Genomic DNA, 21,846 nt, shown 5'->3' with positions numbered 1-21,846 from the left:
AGTGCCGACAAATGTCTGTGCTGTGAGCTCAGTGCCCTTTACACTTTGAGTATGCGAAAGTTTCGTGCACCGTCACCGTACCTGATTGCCCTCGCAGGAATTGCCGGAGCAGGCGTCACAGCAGGTGCAAAGTACTTCATTCAGTCACGGTCACGTCGTGCGCATCGTTCGGCAATTTCACTGCCTCCGAGCATTGCCGAAAACATTCGCCCTTGGGTGGTTTTTAATCCTTCCAAACATGATGATCCGCAGGAATTTCGCAACTCCCTCACAATGGATGCGCGTGCGCTTGGCGTGCGTGACATTCATTTCATTGAGACAAGCATCGCCGACCCAGGTGTTTCTCAGGCGCGCAAGGCTGTGCGAGCTGGCGCAACGCATGTCATTGCCGCCGGCGGAGACGGAACAGTTCGCGCTGTTGCCGCGGGCTTGGCCCACACCGGAGTGCGCATGGGTATTCTTCCCGAGGGCACTGGCAATGTTTTGGCCCGTAATCTTGGGCTTCCGCTGGATTCCCCCCTTGATGCACTCGCGGTTGCGCTTGGGGAGTCAACCCACCGAGTTGATCTCGCCTGGCTTCGCATGGTTGATCCCGAGGAGCGTTTTGACCTTCCCTGTGAAGGAAAGCTGCTGGCAGGCGTGACCTCCTCGCATCCTTCCTCCTCTGACGAGGCCGCGCTGGCCTTAGAGGATGAATTCCCCTTTGTGACCTTGGCTGGGATGGGCTTCGATGGTGAGACCATGTCGAAGACAGATCCTGAGCTCAAGAAGAATATCGGCTGGGCTGCCTACGTACTTTCGGCAATTAATTCACTGGATGTTCCTCGCATGGGTGCCCGTCTTCGTGGACAGGCCGCTCACGGTGGCGATGATTCTTCGGAGTTCACCGCCCGTTGCGTACTCTTTGCAAACTGCGGAGATTTACCGGTGATCACCTTGGCTCCCGAGGCCTCCTTGCATGACGGATTGCTTGATGTCGTCGCTGTGGATACGCAGGTTGGCTTGGTCGGTTGGGCCGATCTGTCCTTGAAGGTCTTTAGTCAAAGCCTTGGACTTCCGCAGGTTAATACGCCTGTCTCCCCTGCCGATCTCTCAATCAGGCAGGTACGCGAATGCGAGCTTGAACTGGATCAACCTGCCGTTGTTGAGGTCGATGGGGATGCTATTGGCCGCAGTGCGAAGGTTGCTGTGCGCATCGATCAGGGCGCGCTGTTGATCGCGGGCTAAACACCGCCGGGTAAACACCGCCTTCTCACTTTCCCGCCTCTTTCTCCCCACATTCCTGGTTTAGCTCACCCATTCCGGGCCTATTGCCGTTTTAAGGTGGTAGGTGAGTGAGCTAAACCAGGAATGGACGCGCTAAAACCGTCTGACGTGCGTGTGATCTCGCTGCGAGCTATGCGCTGCTATGCGCTATGCGCCGTATCCACGTGCGGTGTTAAACGCGGTACTACATGCGCGGTTTCCGAATACCAGACTAGACACCGTACACAAGAAAAAGGCCCAGCCGAAGCTGGACCTTTGGTTGTGGAGCTAACGGGACTCGAACCCGTAACCCCCTGCTTGCAAAGCAGGTGCGCTACCAATTGCGCCATAGCCCCAAAGGGGTTCCCCCAAGCTTACGCCTGCGAGATGTCATCCGTAACGGATGTCCACAGTTCCTCATTGTCGGAAAGATCCTGGCAGACCTGCCGGATCACAAGCCCCACGACAGCAGCACATGCCACTAGTGAAAGAGTTTTCACAAACTTCTTCATGGGAGCCTCCGCTCAATTGTTCCTGCGGATGGTGGGCCTAGGTGGGCTCGAACCACCGACCTCAGTCTTATCAGGACTGCGCTCTAACCTACTGAGCTATAGGCCCATTGCCATGCCGAAAGGCACGCGTTAAATAGTACATGCGCATGGTGACTCACGCAAAATTGTTTTCTGGTGACGTCGCCCACTCATTAGTGATCACCGTGTTGAACCACCAGAAGAATGGCCTGAATACACGTGTGGGGGTCGGTGCCGCGCACCAACCCCCACACAGTGGAACTTAAAGCTCACTCATCCATCAGTGTCACCTTGATGCCACCGACCAGCGAGGCGACCAAGTTGTACAGGAAGGTTCCCAAGGCCGACAGTGCAGTCAGCAGAACAACGTTCATGACCGCAATGAGAGTCGTGTAGGCCATGACCTTCGGAAGCCTGACGTAATCCAGAAGCGAGACCATCTGCGATGCGCCAATGGACTGCAGGGAGCTTTCCGCCGAGGCGAAGACATGCATGGCGTTGAGCATGAGCCACAGGATCATGACTGCAACAACCAGTGCGATACCCAATGCCACGCTGAGCAGGAAGGCAACCTTCATGACTCCCCAGGGGTCCACTCGCACAATGGCGAGGTCTACCTGGCGGGGAAGGTCATCGCGGTCGTTCGATGCGTGATCACTCATTCCTGGACCTCCTGTGAGTCGTCATGCTCTGACGCTACATCCTCAGCAGGGGTTTCGTCATTACTTTGCGAAGAATTGTCCTGTGCTTGCGCCTCCTCAGACTCTTCTTCATCAATGTCGCGCTCGGGGTTACGAGTCACTGCAATGATGCGATCGTCCCCATCGGGACGAGCAAAGATGACACCCATGGTGTTACGCGCAGTCGGGCGCACATCCGAGGCATTGACCTGGACCAGCTTGCCGGACTCGGTGATGACCATGATGTCTTCTTCAGGATCAACAACTAGCGCACCAACAAGTCCGCCACGCTCTTCAACCAGACGACCCACGCGTACACCCATGGTTCCACGACCCTTGGTCGGGTATTCCTCAATGGGAGTGCGCTTGGCGTAACCGGAATCGGTCACGATCAGCAGGTCCGTTCCCTCGCGAGGAACATCCATGGCCAAGAGCTCATCATCGCCGCGGAACTTCATACCGCGAACGCCGGAGGTCGAACGACCCATGGGTCGCAACTGCTCGTCCGTCGCGGCGAAGCGCACGGCCTGACCATCGCGAGACACCAGCAGCAGATCGTCATCGGCATTAGCCAGCTGAGCCGAAACCAGCTCATCCGGCTTGCCCTCTTCGTCCTCACGCAGGTTAACGGCAATAATGCCGCCGCTTCGCGGAGAGTTGTACATCTCCAGCGGGGTCTTCTTCACGAGGCCGGACTTCGTTGCCAGCACCAAGTACTGTGCGTCCTCGTAGGTGCGGATTGCCAGGACCTGCGCAATGCGCTCTTCGGGCTGGAATGCCAGAAGATTTGCAACGTGCTGGCCCTTAGCATCGCGACCGCCTTCGGGAATCTCGTAGGCCTTCGCGCGGTATACGCGACCGAGGTTCGTGAAGAACAGCAGCCAGTGGTGCGTGGTCGTGACAAAGAAGTGCTCAACCACGTCATCGCCGCGCAACTGGGTGCCGCGAACGCCCTTACCGCCTCGTTTCTGGGAGCGGTAGTTGTCAGTACGAGTGCGCTTTGCGAAACCATCGCGGGTGATGGTGACGACAACATCCTCTTCGGGGATGAGGTCTTCCATCGACATTTCCCCATCGAAGGGAACGATGGTGGTGCGACGCTCATCGCCGAACTTCTCAACGATTTCGCCAAGTTCTTCGGAGATAATTGCACGTTGACGCTCGGGCTTGGCCAAGATGTCCTGCAGATCTTCAACGCGGGCGCGCAGTTCGGCGTGCTCATTCAAGATCTTCTGACGTTCCAGAGCTGCCAGTCGGCGCAGCTGCAGGGCCAGAATCGCGTCGGCTTGGATCTCATCAACATCCAGCAGCTCCATCAAGCCGCTACGTGCCTCATCGACCGTGGGTGAACGACGGATCAGGGCAATGACCTCGTCCAATGCATCCAGGGCCTTGAGGTAACCGTCCAAGATGTGCAGACGCTCTTGAGCCTTACGCAGACGGAACTGCGTGCGGCGCACAATCACTTCGATCTGGTGGGCAACCCAGTGGCGGATAAAGCCGTCAATCGACAGGGTTCGCGGAACACCGTCGACCAGCGCAAGCATGTTCGCCGAGAAGTTTTCCTGCAGCGAAGTGCGCTTGTACAGGTTGTTCAGAACAACCTTGGCAACTGCATCACGCTTGAGGACAATGACCAGTCGCTGACCGGTACGGCCGGAAGTTTCATCGCGAATATCCGCAATACCTTGGATCTGACCATCACGAACCAGCTGAGCAATCTTGTCAGCCAAGTTGTCGGGGTTGACCTGATAGGGAAGCTCAGTGACCACCAGGCACTGGCGTCCGTGAATTTCCTCCACGTTGACAACCGCGCGCTGAGTGATGGAACCGCGTCCGGTACGGTATGCGTCTTCAATTCCGCGACGTCCCAAAATGGTTGCGCCCGTTGGGAAGTCGGGACCGGGGATCAGCTTGAGGAGGGCCTCAAGAAGTTCCTCTCGCGAGGCCTCGGGGTGCTCAAGCGCCCACTGCACGCCGCGCGCAACCTCACGCAGGTTGTGCGGGGGAATACGGGTCGCCATACCGACGGCGATACCTTCCGAACCATTGACCAAGACGTTGGGGAAACGCGAGGGAAGAATGGTCGGTTCCTGGTTGCGACCATCGTAGTTGTCCTGGAAATCAACGCATTCTTCGTCGATGTCGCGGACCATCTCCATGGCCAGAGGGGCCATCTTACATTCGGTGTAACGAGGTGCTGCGGGGCCCAGGTTACCGGGGGTACCGAAGTTACCCTGACCAGCGACCAAGGGGTAGCGCAAAGACCAGGGCTGCACCAGGCGCGCAAGTGCATCGTAGATCGCTGCGTCGCCGTGGGGGTGGTAGTTACCCATGACGTCACCAACGATGCGCGATGACTTTGAGAATGAAGAGGTGGGACGGTAACCGCCGTCGTACATCGCGTAGAGGATGCGGCGGTGGACGGGCTTGAGTCCGTCACGAACATCGGGCAGCGCGCGTCCGACAATAACGCTCATGGCGTAGTCGAGATAGGAGCGCTGCATTTCCTTCTGCAGGTCGACCTGGCGAATACGTTCGACGTCGCGGATGTGTCCGGCATCGACTGTTTGTTCGTCGCTCACTTTGGTCCTTCGTTTCGTTTTCTACTGACGAGGCCGCACATGCGTTGTGGCCTCGTCGCTGGGCTTTAGATGTCGAGGAAGCGCACGTCGGTGGCGTTGCGCTGGATAAACGTGCGGCGCCTCTCGACGTCGTCGCCCATCAAGATGGTGAAGGTTTCATCGGCATCTGCTGCATCTTCGAGAGTGACCTGCTTGAGGATGCGGTGCTCGGGATCCATGGTGGTTTCCCACAGCTCGTGATCATTCATCTCACCCAGACCCTTGTAGCGCTGGATGCCACCTTCCTTGGGAAGCCTGCGATTTGCTGCGGCTCCCGCGGCAAGCATCTCGTCGCGTTCCTTGTCTGAGTAAGCAAATTCGTGCTCTGCGTTGGACCACTTGATGCGGTACAGCGGAGGCATAGCAATGAAGGTGTGTCCCTGTTCAACCAGGGGACGCATGTAGCGGAACAGCAGGGTGAGCAACAGGGTTGCAATGTGCTGACCGTCAACGTCGGCGTCGGCCATGATGACGATCTTGCCGTAGCGCAGTTTCGCCAGATCGAAGTCTTCGCCGATTCCCGTTCCGAATGCGGTAATCAGGGAGCGAATCGTATCCGAGCTCAGTGCGCGGTCCAGGCGAGCCTTTTCCACGTTCAAAATCTTGCCTCGGATCGGCAGAATTGCCTGGTGTTCGGGGTCGCGTCCGCCAACGGCTGAGCCGCCTGCGGAGTCACCCTCGACGATGAAGATTTCGCATTCTTCGGGAACTCGTGAAGAGCAGTCGCGCAGCTTACCGGGCATCGAGGCTGACTCCAGCACGCCCTTACGGCGAGTAGCTTCGCGCGCCTTTCGAGCGGCAACGCGCGCTGCCTGAGCTGCCTGGCCCTTCTGGATAATGGCCTTGGCATCCGCCGGGTGCGCATCGAACCAGTCGGTGAGCTTGGAGTAAACCTGCTGCTGAACGAAGGTTCGCGCTTCGGTGTTGCCCAGCTTGGTTTTGGTCTGGCCTTCGAACTGGGGCTCGGTGAGCTTGATCGAAATAACGGCCGTCAGACCTTCGCGAACATCATCACCGGTCAGGTTGTCATCCTTCTCGCGGATGATGCCCTTTTCACGGCCGTAGCGGTTCACCAAGGAGGTCAGCGCGGTACGGAAACCTTCTTCGTGCATGCCACCTTCGGTGGTATTGATGGTGTTTGCGAAGGTGTGAACCGACGAGGAATACGCGGTGGTCCACTGCATGGCGATTTCCACGCTCATGGTGCCTTCGTCGTTTTCCGCTTCGAAGTCAATGATGTCAGCGTTGATCGTTTCGATCTTCTTTGCCGAATCCAGGTATTCCACGTAGTCACGCAGACCGTGCTCGTACATGTAGGAAACCTGGCGGAATCCCTTGTGCTTTTCTTCCGAGGCCTGCTCGTCTCCGGCGATTTCGTCGCCTTCATCCGTGGCAGTTTCGCGCTCATCGGTCAGGGTGATACGCAGTCCCTTGTTGAGGAATGCCATCTGCTGGAAGCGCTGACGCAGGGTTTCGAAATCGAAGACGGTGGTCTCAAAGATTTCGGGATCCGGGTAGAAGGTTTGCGTCGTTCCGGTTTCAGTGGTTTCTTCACCACGAACCAATTCGGTAATGGGGTGGCCGCCGTTAGCAAAGGACATCCGCCATACGTATCCCTGCCTGCGAATCTCCGTGTCGACACGCGTGGACAAGGCATTCACAACCGAAATACCCACACCGTGAAGACCGCCGGAAACTGCGTAACCGCCGCCGCCGAACTTACCGCCCGCGTGCAGGATGGTCATGACGACCTCAACCGTTGGCTTGTGCTCGGTCGGGTGCTCGTCAACGGGAATACCGCGTCCGTTATCGACGACGCGAACGCCACCATCGGCCAGGATCGTGACCTCAATGTGGTCCGCGTAGCCAGCCAAGGCCTCGTCAACGGAGTTATCTACAACCTCATACACCAGGTGATGTAGGCCGCGCTCACCGGTTGACCCGATGTACATACCGGGGCGCTTACGCACCGCCTCCAAACCTTCGAGGACGGTAATATCTGACGCGCCATAGCCGTCGGATCCGTCATCGACTGTTGGTTCTTGCGATTCAGCCACCTAATGGCTCCCCTCATTCTTCACCCGCATGGGTGTGCACTGCCCGAAAATGGCGCAGTAGCAATAAAACAACCGTTACCATTCTACCGAAAAGGCAGGGGGAAAGCCCTGATTGACACCTCTATGAGGAAGAATCACTCACAGGAATTATCCGCGAAATATAGCCGTTTTTGAGGCTGTGACCAGTCACACGTTCAGAAACTAGGCGTAGGTATCGCGAGGACCTCGTCCGGGCACCGATAAACGACCCTTTTTCCACGAAGGAGAGGCCGGTGGACGCAAGATCACCTGCTGCACGACACCCTCACCCACGGCCTCGGCAATCGTACGTTCTAGGCGCGGCAGAAGTAGCTGAAGTTGCTTAAACCACGCAGTGGAATCGCATTGAACAATCAGGCGGTGATCATCAATTGTTTCAATGGAGCAGTGCTCAGCGATTTCATCGCCGACAATATCGCTCCATCGCGCCATCAGATCTCCCGCCCGTGTGTGTTCTTGCCACCCGCGCGAGGCGATTAAAGAATCAATTGTCAGGCCCAGCTTCTTCGGCTCGCGGTATTTTCGCCGCATAGGAGCCATTCCAGGCATTTTGATCCAACGACTTCCAGCCCGAGAAACGACCGTTGACAGCGCGCTAAATTCACCATCTGGATCAGCTTGAGGATCAAGGTTGACCTCCGAAGCTTCTTGCTCATCATCGAGCAAAATTTCCTCGGCAAATTCTTCACTTTGTCCACTCACGCTTCTGCGTCGTGACCGCAGAGGAACGCGGTAGTGGCCCTGGGCCTGCGCTCTGGCTTGTACACGTCGTAGTGCAGCAGAAGCGTATTCGAAATCGGAAAATTCACTCATCACCGACCACCGTTCCAAGCTCAGGATCCCAATGGACTGCATGAACCTGAGCATGTAATTCTTGCGGAACATCATCGGCGACCGCTGCCGTGATTAATACTTGCTCCGCTTCGGTAATCATACGGGTTAATCCCGCTCTGCGCGACGAATCAAGCTCTGCAAATACATCATCGAGAATAAGGATCGGGGTATCCCCATCTCGAGAAAGAAGCTCGAAAGCGCCCAAACGTAGTGAAAGAGCAACCGACCATGTCTCACCGTGGCTTGCATAACCTTTCACGGGCATGCCACCAAGGGTGAGCTTTAAATCGTCGCGGTGTGCACCGAATAAATTCACCCCCCTTTCGGCTTCCTTCATGCGTGATGAGGCCAAAATTTCCTTGAGTTCACCCGTAATCGTGGCCAAGTCCCCACCGACCGGGCAATTCCCCTGGGAAGCAAGGAATTCGATATCCAATTTCCGAGGCGATCCACCGATTTCCTCATAGGCGTGGGCCGCGGGACCACGAAGTTCCTCAACTAGTCCCACGCGCGCAAGACTGAGCTGCGCAGAGAGCTGGGCGAAGGTGTCATCCCAAACTTCTACTGTTGAAAAGTCGGGAGTAAAACCCCGGCGTAACTGCGATTGAGCACTCTTCATCAAGGCCGCACGCTGACGTGCAACCTTGTCAAAATCGCTTTTTACCTGCGCGATCAGCGGGTGCTGCTGAATGAGGAGATCGTCCAAGAACTGGCGACGAACCTGCGGGTCACCGCGAACAATTTGAAGATCTTCCGGCGAAAACACCACGCTTTTAAGCAGGCCAAGAACTTCGCGCGGTCGAACTTGGGTGCGATTAACCTTCGCCCTATTCGCTTTTCCACGAACAATTTCAAGCTCAATAACTGTTTCGCGCTCTCCTGCGGTCACCAGCCTGACCCGAACAACTGCCCCACCGGGCTGAGCTTCATCAGGGGAAAGCGGTAAACGCACCAGGGCTTGTTCGGCACTCACGCGGTGGGAGGAGAATGCGGAAAGGTAGGAAACAGCCTCGACAAGATTGGTCTTTCCCTGACCATTTGAGCCCAAAAGGACTGTCGTTCCCGGCGCAAACTCCACTACCGCATGACGGTATGAACGAAAATCATCCAGCGCAACGTGCGAAACTCGCACACAAACTCCAGATCAGATTCCGTAGCGGATTGGCATCAGCAGGTAGCGGAAGTCAGTCGACTCTCCACCATCAGCCTTTTCTTGACCGGTGATGACAGCGGGCTTCGTCGGGTGGGTGAAACCGAAGCGAACATACTCGGTATCCATGACCGACAAACCTTCACTGAGGTACTGCGGGTTAAACGCGGTCGCGATGTCATCGCCCATAAGTTGCGCCTGAACAACTTCAGAAGCCTGGGCGTTATCACCCTGGCCAGCCTCAAGAACAAGCTGACCATCAGAGAAGGACAGGCGAACACTGGTCTTGCGCTCGGCAACCAAGGAAACACGCTTCACTGCTTCGAGCAAAGTGTGACGCTCGACGATTGCTTGTATGGTGGTCGTTTCGGGGAAGAGACGGCGAACCGGCGGGTAGTCACCATCCATCAGGGTTGATGTCGTGCGGCGTCCACCGGCCTGGAAGCCAATCAGCGAAGAAGCGCCCGGCTGAGATTCCTGCGACAGACCGATTTCGACCTTTGCACCCGAAGTCATGGACTTTGCGACGTCCTGAAGAATGCGTGCCTTGACCAGTGCGGCCTCGGACATATCGGAAACTGAATCCCACTTGAGCTCGCGCATGGCCAAGCGGTAGCGGTCGGTTGCCAAAAGCGTGATGTTATCGCCATCGATTTCGACGCGTACGGCGGTAAGAAGCGGAAGAGTTTCATCGCGAGAAGCTGCGATCGATACCTGAGCAACGGCCTGCTGAAAAACCTGCGAATCTACAGAACCCGCAACCTGAGGCTGTGCAGGAAGAAGCGGGTATTCATCGATAGGCATGACTGCCAAGGTGAAGTGCGAGGAACCGCAGGAAAGAGAAACTTTTTGTCCATCAACTTCGATGGTGACTGGCTTGTTGGGCAGGGACTTTGAAATATCTGCAAGAAGTCGACCCGAAACCAGGACTTCGCCTTCTTCATCTACTGAAGCGGGAATACGCGAGTTTCCAGAAACTTCGTAGTCAAAGGAGGACAGAGTCAGTTCCTGACCCTGAGCTGAGATTCGCATACCAGCAAGGATGGGGCTTGCGGGACGGGTAGGAAGTACACGCGCTGTCCATGAAACAGCTTCTGCAAGCACGTCGCGGGCGACGGTGAACTTCATGGATTCTCCTTGGAACTGAATGTAGATATACCGTGGTCAGTTTACCTGGCTGTAGGCGTCAAGGAAACTGAGAATTACACCTTAACGAGTCTGAGCTCGAGGCCTAACTGATGTTGGCGATTTTTTGTTATTTGTCTTGAACTAAAGTTCGTCATCATCATCGGCTATGTGGATTGTGTGGAAAACCCATTTTTACCGTGAAATGACAGCACTTCTTTCGTGGATGAATATGTGAATCTGTGTGTGAACGAACTACACGTTTTTGTGGACGAAAATTGTTCTGTTGTTTTTCTCCACAAATTGCTCTGCGCCATGCACAAGCGATCGGTGATGTTTCACCACAGTTTCCACAGCTTCTGTGGAAAGGAAGTTTGCACCCCGAAACGTCCAGTTTTTAGTTGAGAGTCGCCGACTGGCGTGCGGCCTGCTTAATGCGGTTGGTCAATTCAGTGACGTAGTTGAAGGTCTCCCTCTTTTCCGCCATCAACCCCACAATCTTCTTATTCGCGTGCATCACGGTTGTGTGATCGCGTCCGCCGAATGCAGCGCCAATCTTCGGAAGCGAAAGATCAGTGAGTTCACGACACAGGTACATCGCAATCTGACGCGCCTCGACGACGACATGCGAACGGTCCGAGGACGACAATTGGTCAATCGTCACGCCGAAATACGTCGCGGTCTGACTCATAATCAGCGTTGGTGTGACCTCGGTGTCCTGGGGGTCGGAAGCAAAATCCTTCAAGAGCATCTCTGCCATCGAAACGGTGACCGGTTCTTTCGACAGGGATTCGAAGGCTGCAACTCGCACCAGGGCGCCTTCCAGTTCGCGGATATTCGAAGAAATTCGCTGGGCAATGTATTCCAGAACCCGGGGATCAACTTCGATATTTTCCGCACTGGCCTTCTTTTGCAAGATTGCGATACGGGTTTCCAAGTCGGGAGGAAGGACGTCGACCAAAAGGCCAGCCGCGAAGCGCGAACGGATTCGATCTTCCAGATCGAGTTCACGAGGCGGTACGTCTGAGGTCAAAACGATCTGCTTTCCCGCGTTGTACAGAGAGTTAAAGGTGTGGAAGAACTCTTCCACCGTACGCTCTTTGCCCTGAATGAATTGGATATCGTCAATGAGCAGAACGTCGACCTCGCGGTAGCGCCTCTGGAATTCCTCAATGCTTTCTTCACGCACCGAGTTGATGAAGTCGTTGGTGAATTCCTCAGAGTTCACGTAGCGCACACGCATCTGCGGGAAAAGTGACAGCGTGTAGTGGCCGATTGCGTGGATTAAGTGGGTCTTCCCCAGTCCGGAACCACCGTGAATGAACAGGGGGTTGTATGCACGTCCCGGGCTTTCTGATACCGCAAAAGCTGCAGCGTGTGCGAAGCGGTTCGAAGGACCAATGACGAAGGTGTCAAAAGTGTGCTTGGGATTGAGATGTGTACTGGCGGTATCGATTGCTAGTTGAGGGCTTCCCGTGCTGCCGGAAGTTTGGCTGAGCTGTGCAGAAGCCTGTGAAGTAGAGGCGCTGTTTTCCGCAATTTCCGAGGCCGTGGAGGAACTTTCCTCTACCGCTTCTTCTTGTGCATACAAAGTGGGGTCGATGGTCACTGCCAGTCGAACACTTCGACCAAGAATTGCAGCAAGTGCTTGCGTGAGGTCATTTGCACCGTTGTTTTCAATCCACTTCTTGGCGAAGTCATTGGGAACTGCGATGAGGATCGTGCCGTCAATATCGCCCAGCGGCTTTGCTGAACGCAGGTAAGACATGGCTGCGGGTCCCAGCAGATCTGAGTTTTGCGACAGTGCCTCAGACCAAGCCTGAGTAAGGGCATCGATCGACACGGGAACCTCCGAAAGCTGACGTGAGATAGGACACGAGAAATGATATCGGTTGCGAATCATTATCCACCGATAACTTTACAAGCATGTCATGTTTTCCACAGCTGGGGATAGACCTGTGGATATTTAATCCCCAAATGACATTTGTGTAGTTACAACACCTCACCCTTGTGCCAAAAAGAAAAGACCTTTGTCCACAGCTCTGTGGATAACTTCGCATGTGGATAACTAACCCCCAATTTATCCACACCTGCTTCCACAGGTGTGGACTCAGTGTGGTACGGCGCTCTTTCGTTGACGGAACGGCCAAAAACCCGTACGCTGTCAGTTCGTATGTGTGCCTAATTGCGGCGCACACTGTCCATGACCAATTCGAGGAGATATCAGTGACCACCAAGCGGACTTATCAGCCGAACAACCGTCGTCGTTCGAAGACGCACGGCTTCCGCCTGCGTATGAGCACCCGCGCTGGCCGCGCAATCTTGGCTGCACGCCGTCGCAAGGGCCGCGCCCGCCTCTCCGCCTGAGCTTTCGCGAGGTGTTGCCCCGCTCGAACCGCATGGTGAATCCAGCGGACTTCCGCCTCGCAATCCGAAGCGGATCGCGCGCGGGTCAGCAAAGGCTCATTGTGCATTGTCGAACCGACGAGGATAGTGATTCACGCCTCGTCGGTTTCGTCGTACCTAAAAGCCAAATTAAACGAGCGGTTGGACGTAACCGAGTTAAACGGCAATTGCGTCACCTCATGAAAGAACGCTTGAGCGCACTTCCTCAGGGAGCACGTGTCGTTGTTCGCGTTAAGCATGACGCCTTGGGTGCAAGTTCGTGCGAACTTGGGGAAGAATTAGACCAAGTTCTTCGCCGTGCATGGAAGAAATGGGATCATCGGGAGGGAGGTCGCCCATGAGCTCTCCTTTTGCGTACATTGCCATTCTTCCGGTGCGTTTCTACCAGCGTTTCATCTCCCCCATGTGTGCCCCGCGTTGTCGCTACTACCCCACCTGCTCAAGCTACGCTTTGGGCGCATTGCACACCCACGGCCTCGTCAAAGGGACAATCCTGGCCGTGTGGCGCATCCTTCGTTGTAATCCGTGGAGCCTTGGCGGGGTCGATGAAGTTCCCGCTCGCGGCAAGTGGACTGGCGAGGCCTGGGTCCCTCCGGCAGATTGGGCCGGATTCGACGATCCTTGGGCACGGCCCGTGATGGGCATGAATAATCAAGACTTCTCGGCAGGAGCCGAGCACCACGCGGACACGAGCGGTGTCCCCCGCGCATCATAAGGAGATCTCCTGTGGATTCCATTCTCTATCCCTTCGTTGTCGCAGTCGCATGGCTGTGGATTCGAATTCACGACTTGCTTCTGCTTGTTGGAATGAGTTCAGGTGCAGGACTTGCATGGATTATCTCCATCATCCTGCTGACCGTTCTTGTGCGCGTGCTCATCATCCCGCTGTACCTCAAGCAGCTGAAGAGCATGAGGGGCACCTCCATTGTTCAGCCCCAAATGCAGAAGATTCAGGCGAAGTACAAGGGAAAGACTGACGTCGCCTCGCGCCAGCGGATGCAGCAAGAAATCTCCGAACTCAATAAGAAGTACGGAGTGAACCCCTTCGCGTCCTGCTTGCCGATGCTTGTTCAGCTGCCCGTTCTTTTCGCGATGTACCGCGCGATCTACGCAATCCACGCACTTGCTGAAAACACCTACTCGGTCGGTTCGCGCCACATTGATTCACTGGGTCCGATCACTCAGTCGGTCGCCAGCGAAATTGATGCCTCCCAGGTCTTCGGTGTCCCGCTGTCGCACACCATTCGCGACGCGCAGCTCATGTCGCTGCCGACTCTGGTCTTCGTCATTTTCATCATTGTTATGGTTGCAACGCAGTTCTTGACCATCCGGCTGACGATGACGAAGAACATGCCGCAGAACCAGGATCCAAACAACCCCATGGTTCGTTCGCAGCGCATGATGATGTACTTCATGCCCTTCATGTTCATCTTCTCGGGCCTGTTCTTCCAGATGGGTGTCGTGATCTACACGACGACCGCGGGCATTTGGGGCTACCTGCAGATGCTGTGGGTGATTAAGAATATTCCGAATCCGAACTCCGCTGCTTACAAAGAACTCTTGGCCAAGCGTCAGGATGCCTACCAGTCGTGGGCACGTCCCTTCTTCGCGGACTACGACGAGAAGCGTCGCGATCTGGCCGATGGATCTGATGAACTCAAGGTTCTTAACGAGACCACGCTGACCGAGGTTCGCAGCCGCGCCAAGCGTCAGAAGATCGCCTCTGATTTCCCGGAGGCCATGAGTGCCGGAGAGATCGTTTCTGTTTACCGCAACCTGTCCATGCAAGAGTGGACGACCCTTCCTGATGAGGTCTGGATGAAGGGTGTCAAGGTTGCGACTGAGCGCGCAGCAGAACGTCGTGAGGCTGCCGCTAAGCGTGAAGAGGCCCAGCGTCAGGTTCGCGCTCGTGGCGGACAGACTGCTTCTTCCGAGGCCTCGTCAGATGATGTAGCCGCAGAGCTCGAGCGCAAGCGCCAGGAACGCCGCAAGGCTCGCCGCGCCGCTGCAAAGAAGAAGAAGCGCTGAGGCGCCCATAGACCATTCGATGCCTGAGGCATCAAACCCCTACGGAGGATAAACATGAGCGAAGAAACGACAAACGAGCTCTCGCGCCTTGAGGAAGAAGGCGAGCTCGCTGCCGATTACTTGGAAGAACTGCTGGATATCGCTGACCTCGACGGCGACATTGAGATTGATGTCGAGAATGGCCGCGCATCAGTAGAGATCATTTCGGAAGATCCCTCTGCTCTGGATCACCTTGTTGGCGAAGACGGTGAAGTTGTTGACGCCCTTCAGGAACTCACGCGCCTTGCTGTTCAGACCGAGACCGGCGAGCGTTCGCGTCTGATGCTTGATATCGCGGGCTTCCGTGCCGATCGTAAGGCTGATCTTCAGGACCTCACTCACGAGGCAATTGCGCGACTTCGCGCGACCGGTGAGCCTCAGAAGCTTGAGCCCATGAACCCCTTCGAGCGCAAGGTCTGCCACGACGTTGTTGCTTCCGAGGGCCTTCGCAGTGAGTCCGAGGGTGTTGAGCCCCGTCGTCGCGTTGTGATCCTTCCTGTTGAGGATGCTGACGCCGATTCTGACTCCGCCGACGAGGCCGAGGAGGCCTGAGTGGACGCGCTCGGTAATTCCCCTCGCGAGGCCGAAAATGAGTTTGAACTTGAGGTTCCCGGACCTGAGGTTCGAGAGCTTTTTGGTCTGGCGTATCCAGACATTGCCGAGTTTGCGAACATGCTTGTTGAGGAAGGTGAGCTCCGCGGGCTGATCGGTCCGCGCGAGCTCCCCCGACTCTGGTCGAGGCACCTGGTGAACTCTGCCGCCGTCTTGGATTTTCTTCCCAAGAAGGGACAGATTTTGGATGTCGGTTCCGGGGCAGGCTTCCCTGGGATCGTTATTGCGATTTGCCGCCCAGATCTTGATGTTCATCTTGCTGAGCCCATGGCGCGACGTTGCGAATGGCTTGCTGATGTTGTGGATACTCTTGGTTTGGACAATGTCAGCATTCATCAGGCTCGTGCCGAGGAACTGCGCGGTAAGGGCAAGGCCGATGTGGTGACAGCACGTGCATTGGCGAATATGACGAAGCTCGTGCGTATGACTTCAAAGCTCATTGCTCCCGGTGGTTCTCTTGTCGCTCTCAAGGGGCGCCGTGCGAGCGAAGAAGTCGAGGCTGCTGCTGTCGAGTTGAAGCGTCATCATCTGAGTGCTCAGATCCATGAGGTTCCCTCGGTAATGGAAGACGATTCGACTTACGTCGTTGTTGCGAAGAGACTTCGTTCCTAATTCCTCATTTCTTTTCCACGGGTGTGTCCTCGGTTTTCTCTCGCGGGCATGACTGCCTACACTTGTGTCATTGACGTGTGAGAAAGGCTTGTGTTTTATGGCCGGCGATACCCCACTTTCGGACCAAATTACGCGGAATTTTCAGGATCGAGAGTTCCTTGAAACGGCTGAGTTTGGCGTACCCGCGTCGACACGTGTCATTGCGGTAGCGAATCAAAAGGGTGGCGTTGGTAAGACTACTTCGGTTGTCAATCTTGCAGCTTCTTTTGCGTTGGCAGGTCTGAAGGTCGTTGTCATCGACGCTGACGCTCAAGGTAACGCATCGAGTGCTCTTGGCGTTGCTCATGGTCCTGGGACGCCTTCGACGTATGAGGTCATCACCGGTCAATTGACGATCGGTGAAGTTCTTCAAGCCTGCCCCGAGATGGATAACCTGTGGGTGTGCCCGGCTACTATCGATCTTTCAGGCGCGGAAATTGAGCTTGTTGATCTTGAGCGTAGGGAGTTCCGTCTTGCTGATGCCGTTGAGTACTTCGTTCAGGCGTATCAGCAAATCGATCTGATCCTTATTGATTGTCCGCCCTCGCTTGGTCTGGTGACCTTGAACGTGATGGTTGCAGCTGATGAGGTTTTGATTCCGATTCAGACTGAGTACTACGCGCTTGAAGGTTTGAGTCAGCTGTGGTCGACCATTGATCGCATCAGCGCAGACCTCAATCCAAAACTACATGTTTCAACTATGCTCCTCACGATGGCCGACAAGCGTACGCGCTTATCTGAGGAAGTTGAGAATGAGGTACGTTCACACTTCCCTGAGCAAACGTTGCAGACTGTCATTCCTCGTTCGGTTCGTGTCTCCGAAGCGCCAAGCTATGGGCAGAGCGTTATCACCTACGATCCGAATGGCGCCGGCTCACTTGCCTATCGCAGGGCTGCCTACGAGTTGAGTCATCGCTTGGCGAAGTAATATCTCTTTTTGCTCATTTAAATCACTTTTTCAGGGTTTCGATCGTTTTGATAGGCGGTTGAGCCCTGATTCTTTTTCTCAGGAGAACGCGTCTGTGAAAACGCATTTTTGCTTGCTCGATACACATTTTGCTGTTTCACGTGAAACAATGTAGTTAACATTCAGTATTTGCGAGATTGGTAAGTGTGCATGGCCGTGCAATCAGAATCAACTCATAAGCCCCAACGACGTACAGGTTTAGGGCGTGGTTTAGGTGCGCTCATCCCCCCAGCCCAAACTGAAAAGCCCGAAGATGTGGCCAAGCGACCCCTCGATGTTCTTTTCCCTGGTGAGCGTAAATCGTCCGGGACAGTGCGTGGAGGTTCCGCCCGTGAATTGCTTGAGCCGAAATCTCGAACGTCTCAGTCGGTATCGGAGAAGGCCAAGTCATCAACTCAGCGTAAGGCACGTGCGAAAGCCGCAGGTAGCACCGCTTCAGCAGATGAGAAGGTTGCGTCTGCATCTGGGGCCGGGCAGACTACCGGTTCGACTCAAAGTGTGTCTTCCTCGCGTTCGAAGCAAGATAGAGCGCATGCGCACAATATAAGCACTGCAACACCTTTGACTGATGATGTTTCACGTGAAACATCGGATTTGATGCAGGTGCCTGGTGCTACATTTGCGGAGATTCCGCTTGAACAAATTGTTCCCAATACGCGTCAGCCTCGCCAAATTTTCGACGAAGACGACCTGAACGAACTCGCGGCTTCGATTCGAGAAGTCGGTGTCTTGCAGCCGATTGTGGTTCGGCGCATTCCCCTTAATGAGGAGCCTTCTGAGATGCTCAAGAGCTTCCTCGAGGAAAAGCCAGAGGCTCGGTATGAGCTCATTATGGGTGAACGACGGTTGCGCGCAAGCGAACTTGCTGGGCTTGATTCGATCCCTGCCATCGTTCGACACACTGAAGATGAAGACTTGCTCCGCGATGCACTGCTTGAAAACCTGCATCGAGCGCAGCTGAATCCTTTGGAAGAGGCTTTTGCATATCAGCAGCTCATGGCTGATTTCGGGGCCACACAGGAAGAGCTATCAAAGAAAATTGCGCGTTCGCGCCCGCAAATTGCAAATACTCTCCGGCTGCTAAAGCTCCCCGCCTCGGTGCAGAAGAAGGTCTCAGCGCAGGTCTTGTCAGCAGGACATGCGCGAGCACTACTTGGCCTATCTACGCCAGAAGATATGGAGATCCTTGCTAATCGGATCATTGCTGAAGGTTTATCTGTTCGAACCACTGAAGAACTAGTTCGTCTTGGATCTGTACAGCGCCCTTCGAAGCCTTCACTGAAGCGAGTCAAGGTTTCATCGCCGCTTGGCGAGCATATGAGCCAGGTGCTTGCGGATGCCTGGGATACACGCGTAACTGTTTCTGAGGGAAAGAGAAAGGGGAAGATCATCATCGAGTTTGCAGGTTCGGATGATCTGCAACGTCTTGCTGATCTTCTCATTCCGCATGCGAACAGGCAATAGAGCATAACTTGAATTCAGTTGTGCTGGATGTGATCGCTTTTAGATAACTGAGCAATGCAATCACCAGCTAGTGGGCGATGTTTCACGTGAAACATCGCCCACAGTGTTTGATATCAGCATGAGTGATAGCTTCCCTGAATCATGCTTTGCATAAAGATCTGAAGATCAGCGTGAGTAGTTATAGGTACAGCAGGTGCATGGAAGCCCTGTTGAAATAAGGGAGGCGAAGGTCAAAAGCAGTTACAAGCCGCGCGAGTACTCGAAGTTAGTTCGGAGGAATTACAACAGTATTGAACGTGAGATTCACACTGGTCAATTTGTTTGAATCGACAGTCATGCGAGAGAATAGAGGCGGAGGTTGACATACATGGCTGACGAGCTCAATACTGAACTAATTTTCTTCGATGTCGGAGGAGTCTTAGTTAGCCAACGTCCGGACCCGCGAGAATTTGCATCGATTATTGGCCTTGATGACTCTGCAGAATGCGTGTCGCTGGTCGATAAAGCCGTGTGGGCACATCGCGACACATATGACGAAGGAATGTCGGATCTAGAGTTCTGGGATTCAGTTGCAGGAGATTGCGGCCTACCCCAACCATCAGAAGATCAAATCCATAAGCTGGTGACCGCGGATGCTTCGCGTATGCACGCTATCGACGAAGCGGCGGCACATCTTCTCAGTGACCTGAGAAGTGTGGGGTATCACTTAGGGTTGCTTACGAATATGCCCGCGACGCACGCATCGGTAGTGATGGAAAGCGTTTGGGCTCAAAGGTATATCAACGGTCCGATGATCTTCTCCTCGCATGTCGGTATCACAAAACCGAATCGAGGGATCTATCGAGAAGCGCTTGCTTCGGCCCAACGAGAGCCAGACAAACTTCTCTACATTGACGATCGATCAGAGTACGTCAAGGCTGCGGAGTATCTTGATATACATGCTCTGACCTGGGAAAACGTCGATGCTGTAAGAGAAGACTTGAAGAAACTGGGCATTCTTTAAAAGCATGAGAATAAAGTTTGGGGCTACACCATGGTGGTGCAGCCCCAAACTTGTAGCCCGAAACTATAGAGCGAAAATGTTCTGGTGGAGGCAGCTATGCACGCTGTGCGACATACTGGACAATCGATGCACAGATCTCGTCGAAAGAGCCCGTCGCTTCGGCGGCCTGAGGGAATAGCGAGGTATCAGTCATACCGGGCGAAACATTCGCATCGATAAACCAGAAGTTTCCGTCTTCATCAGCGATGAAGTCGATACGTGAAAGATCACGCAGGCCCAAGAGCTCGTGAATCTGAATTGCCGCAGACTGGACATCGGTCATCTCGTCGTCGCTCAGCCGAGCGGGGACGAAGTATTCACTCTCATCGGTTGTGTAGCGAGCTTCGTAGTCGTAGTGCCCATCATCGGTAGCTACCTCGACGGGAGGAAGCGCAAGAGGGCCATCTTCTAAATCGATGACCGAAACCGCGATATCACGTCCGGCAACGTAGCGCTCGAGCATGACGTGCTCCTCATAAGAGAAGGCATCAACCATCGCTGAGCGAAGATCGCTGGCGTCGTAGGCCTTTGACATCCCCAGGGCTGATCCACCCGAGGAAGGCTTAACAACCAAAGGAAAGCTCAGTCCGGCCTCAATCATCTTCAGAACATTCTGTGCGCCAAGCTGGCGGAACAGAAGCTGGGGAAGAGCGATCCACCCGGGGGTATCAAGCCCTGCGGAGCCAACCAAAGCCTTGGCAGTGGGCTTATTCGATGCGAGCATCGCTTGGGCGGGAGTTGAACCCACGTAAGGAATTCCGATTCCTTCAAGAAGGGTTTGCAAGGATCCATCTTCACCGATGGAGCCATGCACAAGCGGCCAAATAACATCGGGCTGAAAATCCGAAATTGCCGAGGGAAGGTTTTGATCAAAATCGACAACCTTGGCCGCAAAACCCTGATTGACCAGCGAATTTGCAACACGTCGCCCCGAACGCACGGAAACATCGCGTTCGTGGGTCAGACCTCCGGCGACAATAAGCACCTTCAAAGATTGAGCGGACATGAGGGTTTCTCCTTGTCAGTCTTCGGTGTGAACAGAACCGTCATGACGGTTAGTTAAAAATTCAGCATCTTCTTCAGGGGCAACACCGAACATGTCGACCAATTGTTTTTCGGCATTGACGACCCCAGCAAGGCGGCGGACACCCTCACGAATGCGATCCGGTTCCGGATAGCAGAAAGATAGACGCATGTGATCAGTTCCGCGACCGTCGTAGTAGAAAGCAGTACCTGAAACGTAGGCAACTTGCGCCTTCACAGCGCGGGGAAGCATGCTGCGAGCATTCAAGCCCTCAGGCAGCGTTACCCAGGTGTAAAAGCCACCGACAGGCTTGGTCCACGAACACTCAGGCATGTACTCATCAAGAGCATCTAACATCGCTTTGCAGCGCTCGGCATACATTGCCCGGTAGACCTTTACCTGGCCATACCAGTCGTAATTGTTCAGATAGCTGGACAGGAACATCTGTCCGAACATGCCGGGCGACAAAATAGCTGCTTCCGAGGCCAAGATCAGCTTTGCGCGGATAGCGTGGGGGGCGAGCGCCCATCCAATACGCATACCGGGAGCAAACATCTTAGAAACCGAGCCCAGGTAGACAACACCCTCGGGGGAGAAAGAATGAATAGCCGGCAGAGGATCTGAATGGAAGCCGAGCAAACCGTAGGGATTGTCTTCCAAGATCAGCACATGCTCACGCATACAAATCTCTGCAATGCGTTGACGCCTTTCAAGAGTCAAGGTCACGCCAGCAGGGTTTTGGAAATTCGGAATTGTGTAGAGGAATTTGATCGCGCGACCGGCAGACTTTAGGCGACGGATCGTCTCTTCCAAGGCCTCGGGAATCAGGCCATCTTCATCCAAATCAACGTGAACAACATCGGCCTGGCGAGCACGGAAACATCCCAGAGCGCCCACATACGAAGGAGACTCAGCCAAAACAACATCGCCCGCGTTGATGAAAAGCTCTGCCATGAGGTCAAGGGCTTGCTGTGAGCCGGTAGTGATCACGACGTCGTCGGGGTCGGCGCCAATGATTCCGTCATAGGTCATCACGCTCACAAGTTGCTCGCGTAGAGGTTCCCAGCCTTGACCGGAACCGTACTGCAGGGCCTGAGCACCAGAGGTTAAGATCAAGCTCTTCGCAGTCTCTGCAAGGCTCTCAAGGGGAAGGTCCTTCAAATTCGGCATACCGCCGGCAAGGGAAACAACCTCGGGACGAGAGACAACAGAAAACAGTGCGCGAATCTCAGAAGCTCGCAGGTTATGAGCTCGATCTGCGTAGGCATCAAACCACGGGTCGAGTCGATTTCCCTGTGACTGAGGATCCTGAGACATTAGCGAACCTTT

General features: G+C 54.8%; 20 protein-coding genes and 2 tRNA genes. 10 read left to right on the top strand and 12 right to left on the bottom strand.

The window, feature by feature from the left end; all coding sequences use genetic code 11:
• The first annotated feature begins 51 nt into the window (after positions 1–51).
• Positions 52–1,227: a diacylglycerol/lipid kinase family protein gene (locus ADG72_RS04605; RefSeq protein WP_048712643.1), complete on the top strand. Its 1,176-nt coding sequence runs from the start codon at positions 52–54 to the stop codon at positions 1,225–1,227.
• 301 nt (positions 1,228–1,528) lie between these two features.
• Here the strand turns inward: ADG72_RS04605 and ADG72_RS04600 are convergent.
• From ADG72_RS04600 to dnaA, 10 genes are all read right to left on the bottom strand, one after another.
• Positions 1,529–1,601 (bottom strand) — tRNA-Ala (locus tag ADG72_RS04600).
• Between the two features lie 18 nt (positions 1,602–1,619).
• Positions 1,620–1,757, bottom strand: coding sequence for a DLW-39 family protein (locus ADG72_RS08705; protein ID WP_009748190.1), 138 nt, complete (start codon positions 1,755–1,757; stop codon positions 1,620–1,622).
• Positions 1,758–1,786: 29 nt separating this feature from the next.
• A tRNA-Ile gene (locus ADG72_RS04595) sits at positions 1,787–1,863 on the bottom strand.
• 181 nt (positions 1,864–2,044) lie between these two features.
• Complete coding sequence (locus ADG72_RS04590) at positions 2,045–2,437, bottom strand: DUF3566 domain-containing protein (RefSeq protein ID WP_048712641.1); 393 nt, start codon at positions 2,435–2,437, stop codon at positions 2,045–2,047.
• The gene (gyrA, locus tag ADG72_RS04585) at positions 2,434–5,040 is read right to left on the bottom strand and encodes a DNA gyrase subunit A (protein WP_048712639.1); all 2,607 of its coding nucleotides are present in this window, start codon (positions 5,038–5,040) and stop codon (positions 2,434–2,436) included. Before gyrA ends, ADG72_RS04590 begins: the two co-directional genes overlap by 4 nt.
• 65 nt (positions 5,041–5,105) lie before the next feature.
• Positions 5,106–7,136 (bottom strand): DNA topoisomerase (ATP-hydrolyzing) subunit B, encoded by a 2,031-nt coding sequence (gene gyrB / locus ADG72_RS04580; RefSeq protein ID WP_048712637.1) that lies wholly within the window; start codon positions 7,134–7,136, stop codon positions 5,106–5,108.
• A gap of 201 nt (positions 7,137–7,337) precedes the next feature.
• Positions 7,338–7,988, bottom strand: a complete 651-nt coding sequence (locus ADG72_RS04575) for a DUF721 domain-containing protein (protein ID WP_048713065.1) — start codon at positions 7,986–7,988, stop codon at positions 7,338–7,340.
• Positions 7,981–9,141 (bottom strand): DNA replication/repair protein RecF, encoded by a 1,161-nt coding sequence (recF, locus tag ADG72_RS04570; RefSeq protein ID WP_048712634.1) that lies wholly within the window; start codon positions 9,139–9,141, stop codon positions 7,981–7,983. Before recF ends, ADG72_RS04575 begins: the two co-directional genes overlap by 8 nt.
• Before the next feature lie 12 nt (positions 9,142–9,153).
• A complete protein-coding gene (gene dnaN, locus ADG72_RS04565) occupies positions 9,154–10,287 on the bottom strand; it encodes a DNA polymerase III subunit beta (protein ID WP_009748184.1) in 1,134 nt (377 codons plus the stop codon).
• A 394-nt stretch (positions 10,288–10,681) separates the two neighbouring features.
• Complete coding sequence (gene dnaA / locus ADG72_RS04560; RefSeq protein WP_048712632.1) at positions 10,682–12,127, bottom strand: chromosomal replication initiator protein DnaA; 1,446 nt, start codon at positions 12,125–12,127, stop codon at positions 10,682–10,684.
• 383 nt (positions 12,128–12,510) lie between these two features.
• On the opposite strand from dnaA, the gene rpmH reads away from it, so the two are divergent.
• The 9 genes from rpmH (at position 12,511) to ADG72_RS04520 (ending at position 19,454) form a co-directional block, all read left to right on the top strand.
• Positions 12,511–12,651, top strand: coding sequence for a 50S ribosomal protein L34 (gene rpmH, locus ADG72_RS04555; RefSeq protein ID WP_009748181.1), 141 nt, complete (start codon positions 12,511–12,513; stop codon positions 12,649–12,651).
• 11 nt (positions 12,652–12,662) lie between these two features.
• Positions 12,663–13,031, top strand: coding sequence for a ribonuclease P protein component (gene rnpA, locus ADG72_RS08550; protein WP_080978655.1), 369 nt, complete (start codon positions 12,663–12,665; stop codon positions 13,029–13,031).
• The gene (gene yidD / locus ADG72_RS04550; protein ID WP_048712628.1) at positions 13,028–13,405 is read left to right on the top strand and encodes a membrane protein insertion efficiency factor YidD; all 378 of its coding nucleotides are present in this window, start codon (positions 13,028–13,030) and stop codon (positions 13,403–13,405) included. The genes rnpA and yidD overlap by 4 nt, the downstream gene beginning before the upstream one ends.
• A gap of 11 nt (positions 13,406–13,416) precedes the next feature.
• Positions 13,417–14,718 carry a membrane protein insertase YidC gene (gene yidC / locus ADG72_RS04545; RefSeq protein ID WP_048712626.1) on the top strand — a complete coding sequence of 434 codons (1,302 nt, stop codon included), beginning with the start codon at positions 13,417–13,419 and terminating at the stop codon, positions 14,716–14,718.
• Positions 14,719–14,772: 54 nt separating this feature from the next.
• Positions 14,773–15,309, top strand: coding sequence for a protein jag (locus ADG72_RS04540; protein ID WP_009748177.1), 537 nt, complete (start codon positions 14,773–14,775; stop codon positions 15,307–15,309).
• Positions 15,310–15,981: a 16S rRNA (guanine(527)-N(7))-methyltransferase RsmG gene (gene rsmG, locus ADG72_RS04535; RefSeq protein WP_048712623.1), complete on the top strand. Its 672-nt coding sequence runs from the start codon at positions 15,310–15,312 to the stop codon at positions 15,979–15,981.
• A 97-nt stretch (positions 15,982–16,078) separates the two neighbouring features.
• Positions 16,079–16,948, top strand: coding sequence for a ParA family protein (locus tag ADG72_RS04530; protein ID WP_048712621.1), 870 nt, complete (start codon positions 16,079–16,081; stop codon positions 16,946–16,948).
• A gap of 189 nt (positions 16,949–17,137) precedes the next feature.
• On the top strand, positions 17,138–18,451 hold the full coding sequence (locus ADG72_RS04525; RefSeq protein ID WP_048712618.1) for a ParB/RepB/Spo0J family partition protein: 1,314 nt from the start codon (positions 17,138–17,140) through the stop codon (positions 18,449–18,451).
• Between the two features lie 367 nt (positions 18,452–18,818).
• On the top strand, positions 18,819–19,454 hold the full coding sequence (locus tag ADG72_RS04520) for an HAD family hydrolase (RefSeq protein ID WP_048712616.1): 636 nt from the start codon (positions 18,819–18,821) through the stop codon (positions 19,452–19,454).
• 94 nt (positions 19,455–19,548) lie between these two features.
• On the opposite strand, the gene ADG72_RS04515 is transcribed toward ADG72_RS04520, so the two are convergent.
• Together ADG72_RS04515 and ADG72_RS04510 are read right to left on the bottom strand one after the other, a co-directional pair.
• Positions 19,549–20,499, bottom strand: a complete 951-nt coding sequence (locus tag ADG72_RS04515; protein ID WP_048712613.1) for a D-alanine--D-alanine ligase family protein — start codon at positions 20,497–20,499, stop codon at positions 19,549–19,551.
• 15 nt (positions 20,500–20,514) lie between these two features.
• Positions 20,515–21,834: a PLP-dependent aminotransferase family protein gene (locus tag ADG72_RS04510; RefSeq protein WP_048712611.1), complete on the bottom strand. Its 1,320-nt coding sequence runs from the start codon at positions 21,832–21,834 to the stop codon at positions 20,515–20,517.
• Positions 21,835–21,846 lie beyond the last annotated feature (12 nt).

This window comes from Trueperella pyogenes, from assembly GCF_001070855.1.
Lineage (GTDB): Bacteria > Actinomycetota > Actinomycetes > Actinomycetales > Actinomycetaceae > Pauljensenia > Pauljensenia pyogenes_A.
Note: the sequence above shows the minus strand (reverse complement) of the source record. Positions and strands in the feature narration are given on the sequence as shown.

Excerpts from the sequence above, each read along its gene's own strand:
- ADG72_RS04590 (WP_048712641.1), bottom strand. The coding sequence starts at position 2,437 with ATGAGTGATCACGCATCGAACGACCGCGATGACCTTCCCCGCCAGGTA.
- ADG72_RS04525 (WP_048712618.1), top strand. The coding sequence starts at position 17,138 with ATGGCCGTGCAATCAGAATCAACTCATAAGCCCCAACGACGTACAGGT.
- ADG72_RS04605 (WP_048712643.1), top strand. The coding sequence starts at position 52 with ATGCGAAAGTTTCGTGCACCGTCACCGTACCTGATTGCCCTCGCAGGA.
- yidD (WP_048712628.1), top strand. The coding sequence starts at position 13,028 with ATGAGCTCTCCTTTTGCGTACATTGCCATTCTTCCGGTGCGTTTCTAC.
- ADG72_RS08705 (WP_009748190.1), bottom strand. The coding sequence starts at position 1,757 with ATGAAGAAGTTTGTGAAAACTCTTTCACTAGTGGCATGTGCTGCTGTC.
- ADG72_RS04530 (WP_048712621.1), top strand. The coding sequence starts at position 16,079 with ATGGCCGGCGATACCCCACTTTCGGACCAAATTACGCGGAATTTTCAG.
- ADG72_RS04575 (WP_048713065.1), bottom strand. The coding sequence starts at position 7,988 with ATGAGTGAATTTTCCGATTTCGAATACGCTTCTGCTGCACTACGACGT.
- ADG72_RS04540 (WP_009748177.1), top strand. The coding sequence starts at position 14,773 with ATGAGCGAAGAAACGACAAACGAGCTCTCGCGCCTTGAGGAAGAAGGC.
- ADG72_RS04510 (WP_048712611.1), bottom strand. The coding sequence starts at position 21,834 with ATGTCTCAGGATCCTCAGTCACAGGGAAATCGACTCGACCCGTGGTTT.
- ADG72_RS04520 (WP_048712616.1), top strand. The coding sequence starts at position 18,819 with ATGGCTGACGAGCTCAATACTGAACTAATTTTCTTCGATGTCGGAGGA.
- dnaN (WP_009748184.1), bottom strand. The coding sequence starts at position 10,287 with ATGAAGTTCACCGTCGCCCGCGACGTGCTTGCAGAAGCTGTTTCATGG.
- ADG72_RS04515 (WP_048712613.1), bottom strand. The coding sequence starts at position 20,499 with ATGTCCGCTCAATCTTTGAAGGTGCTTATTGTCGCCGGAGGTCTGACC.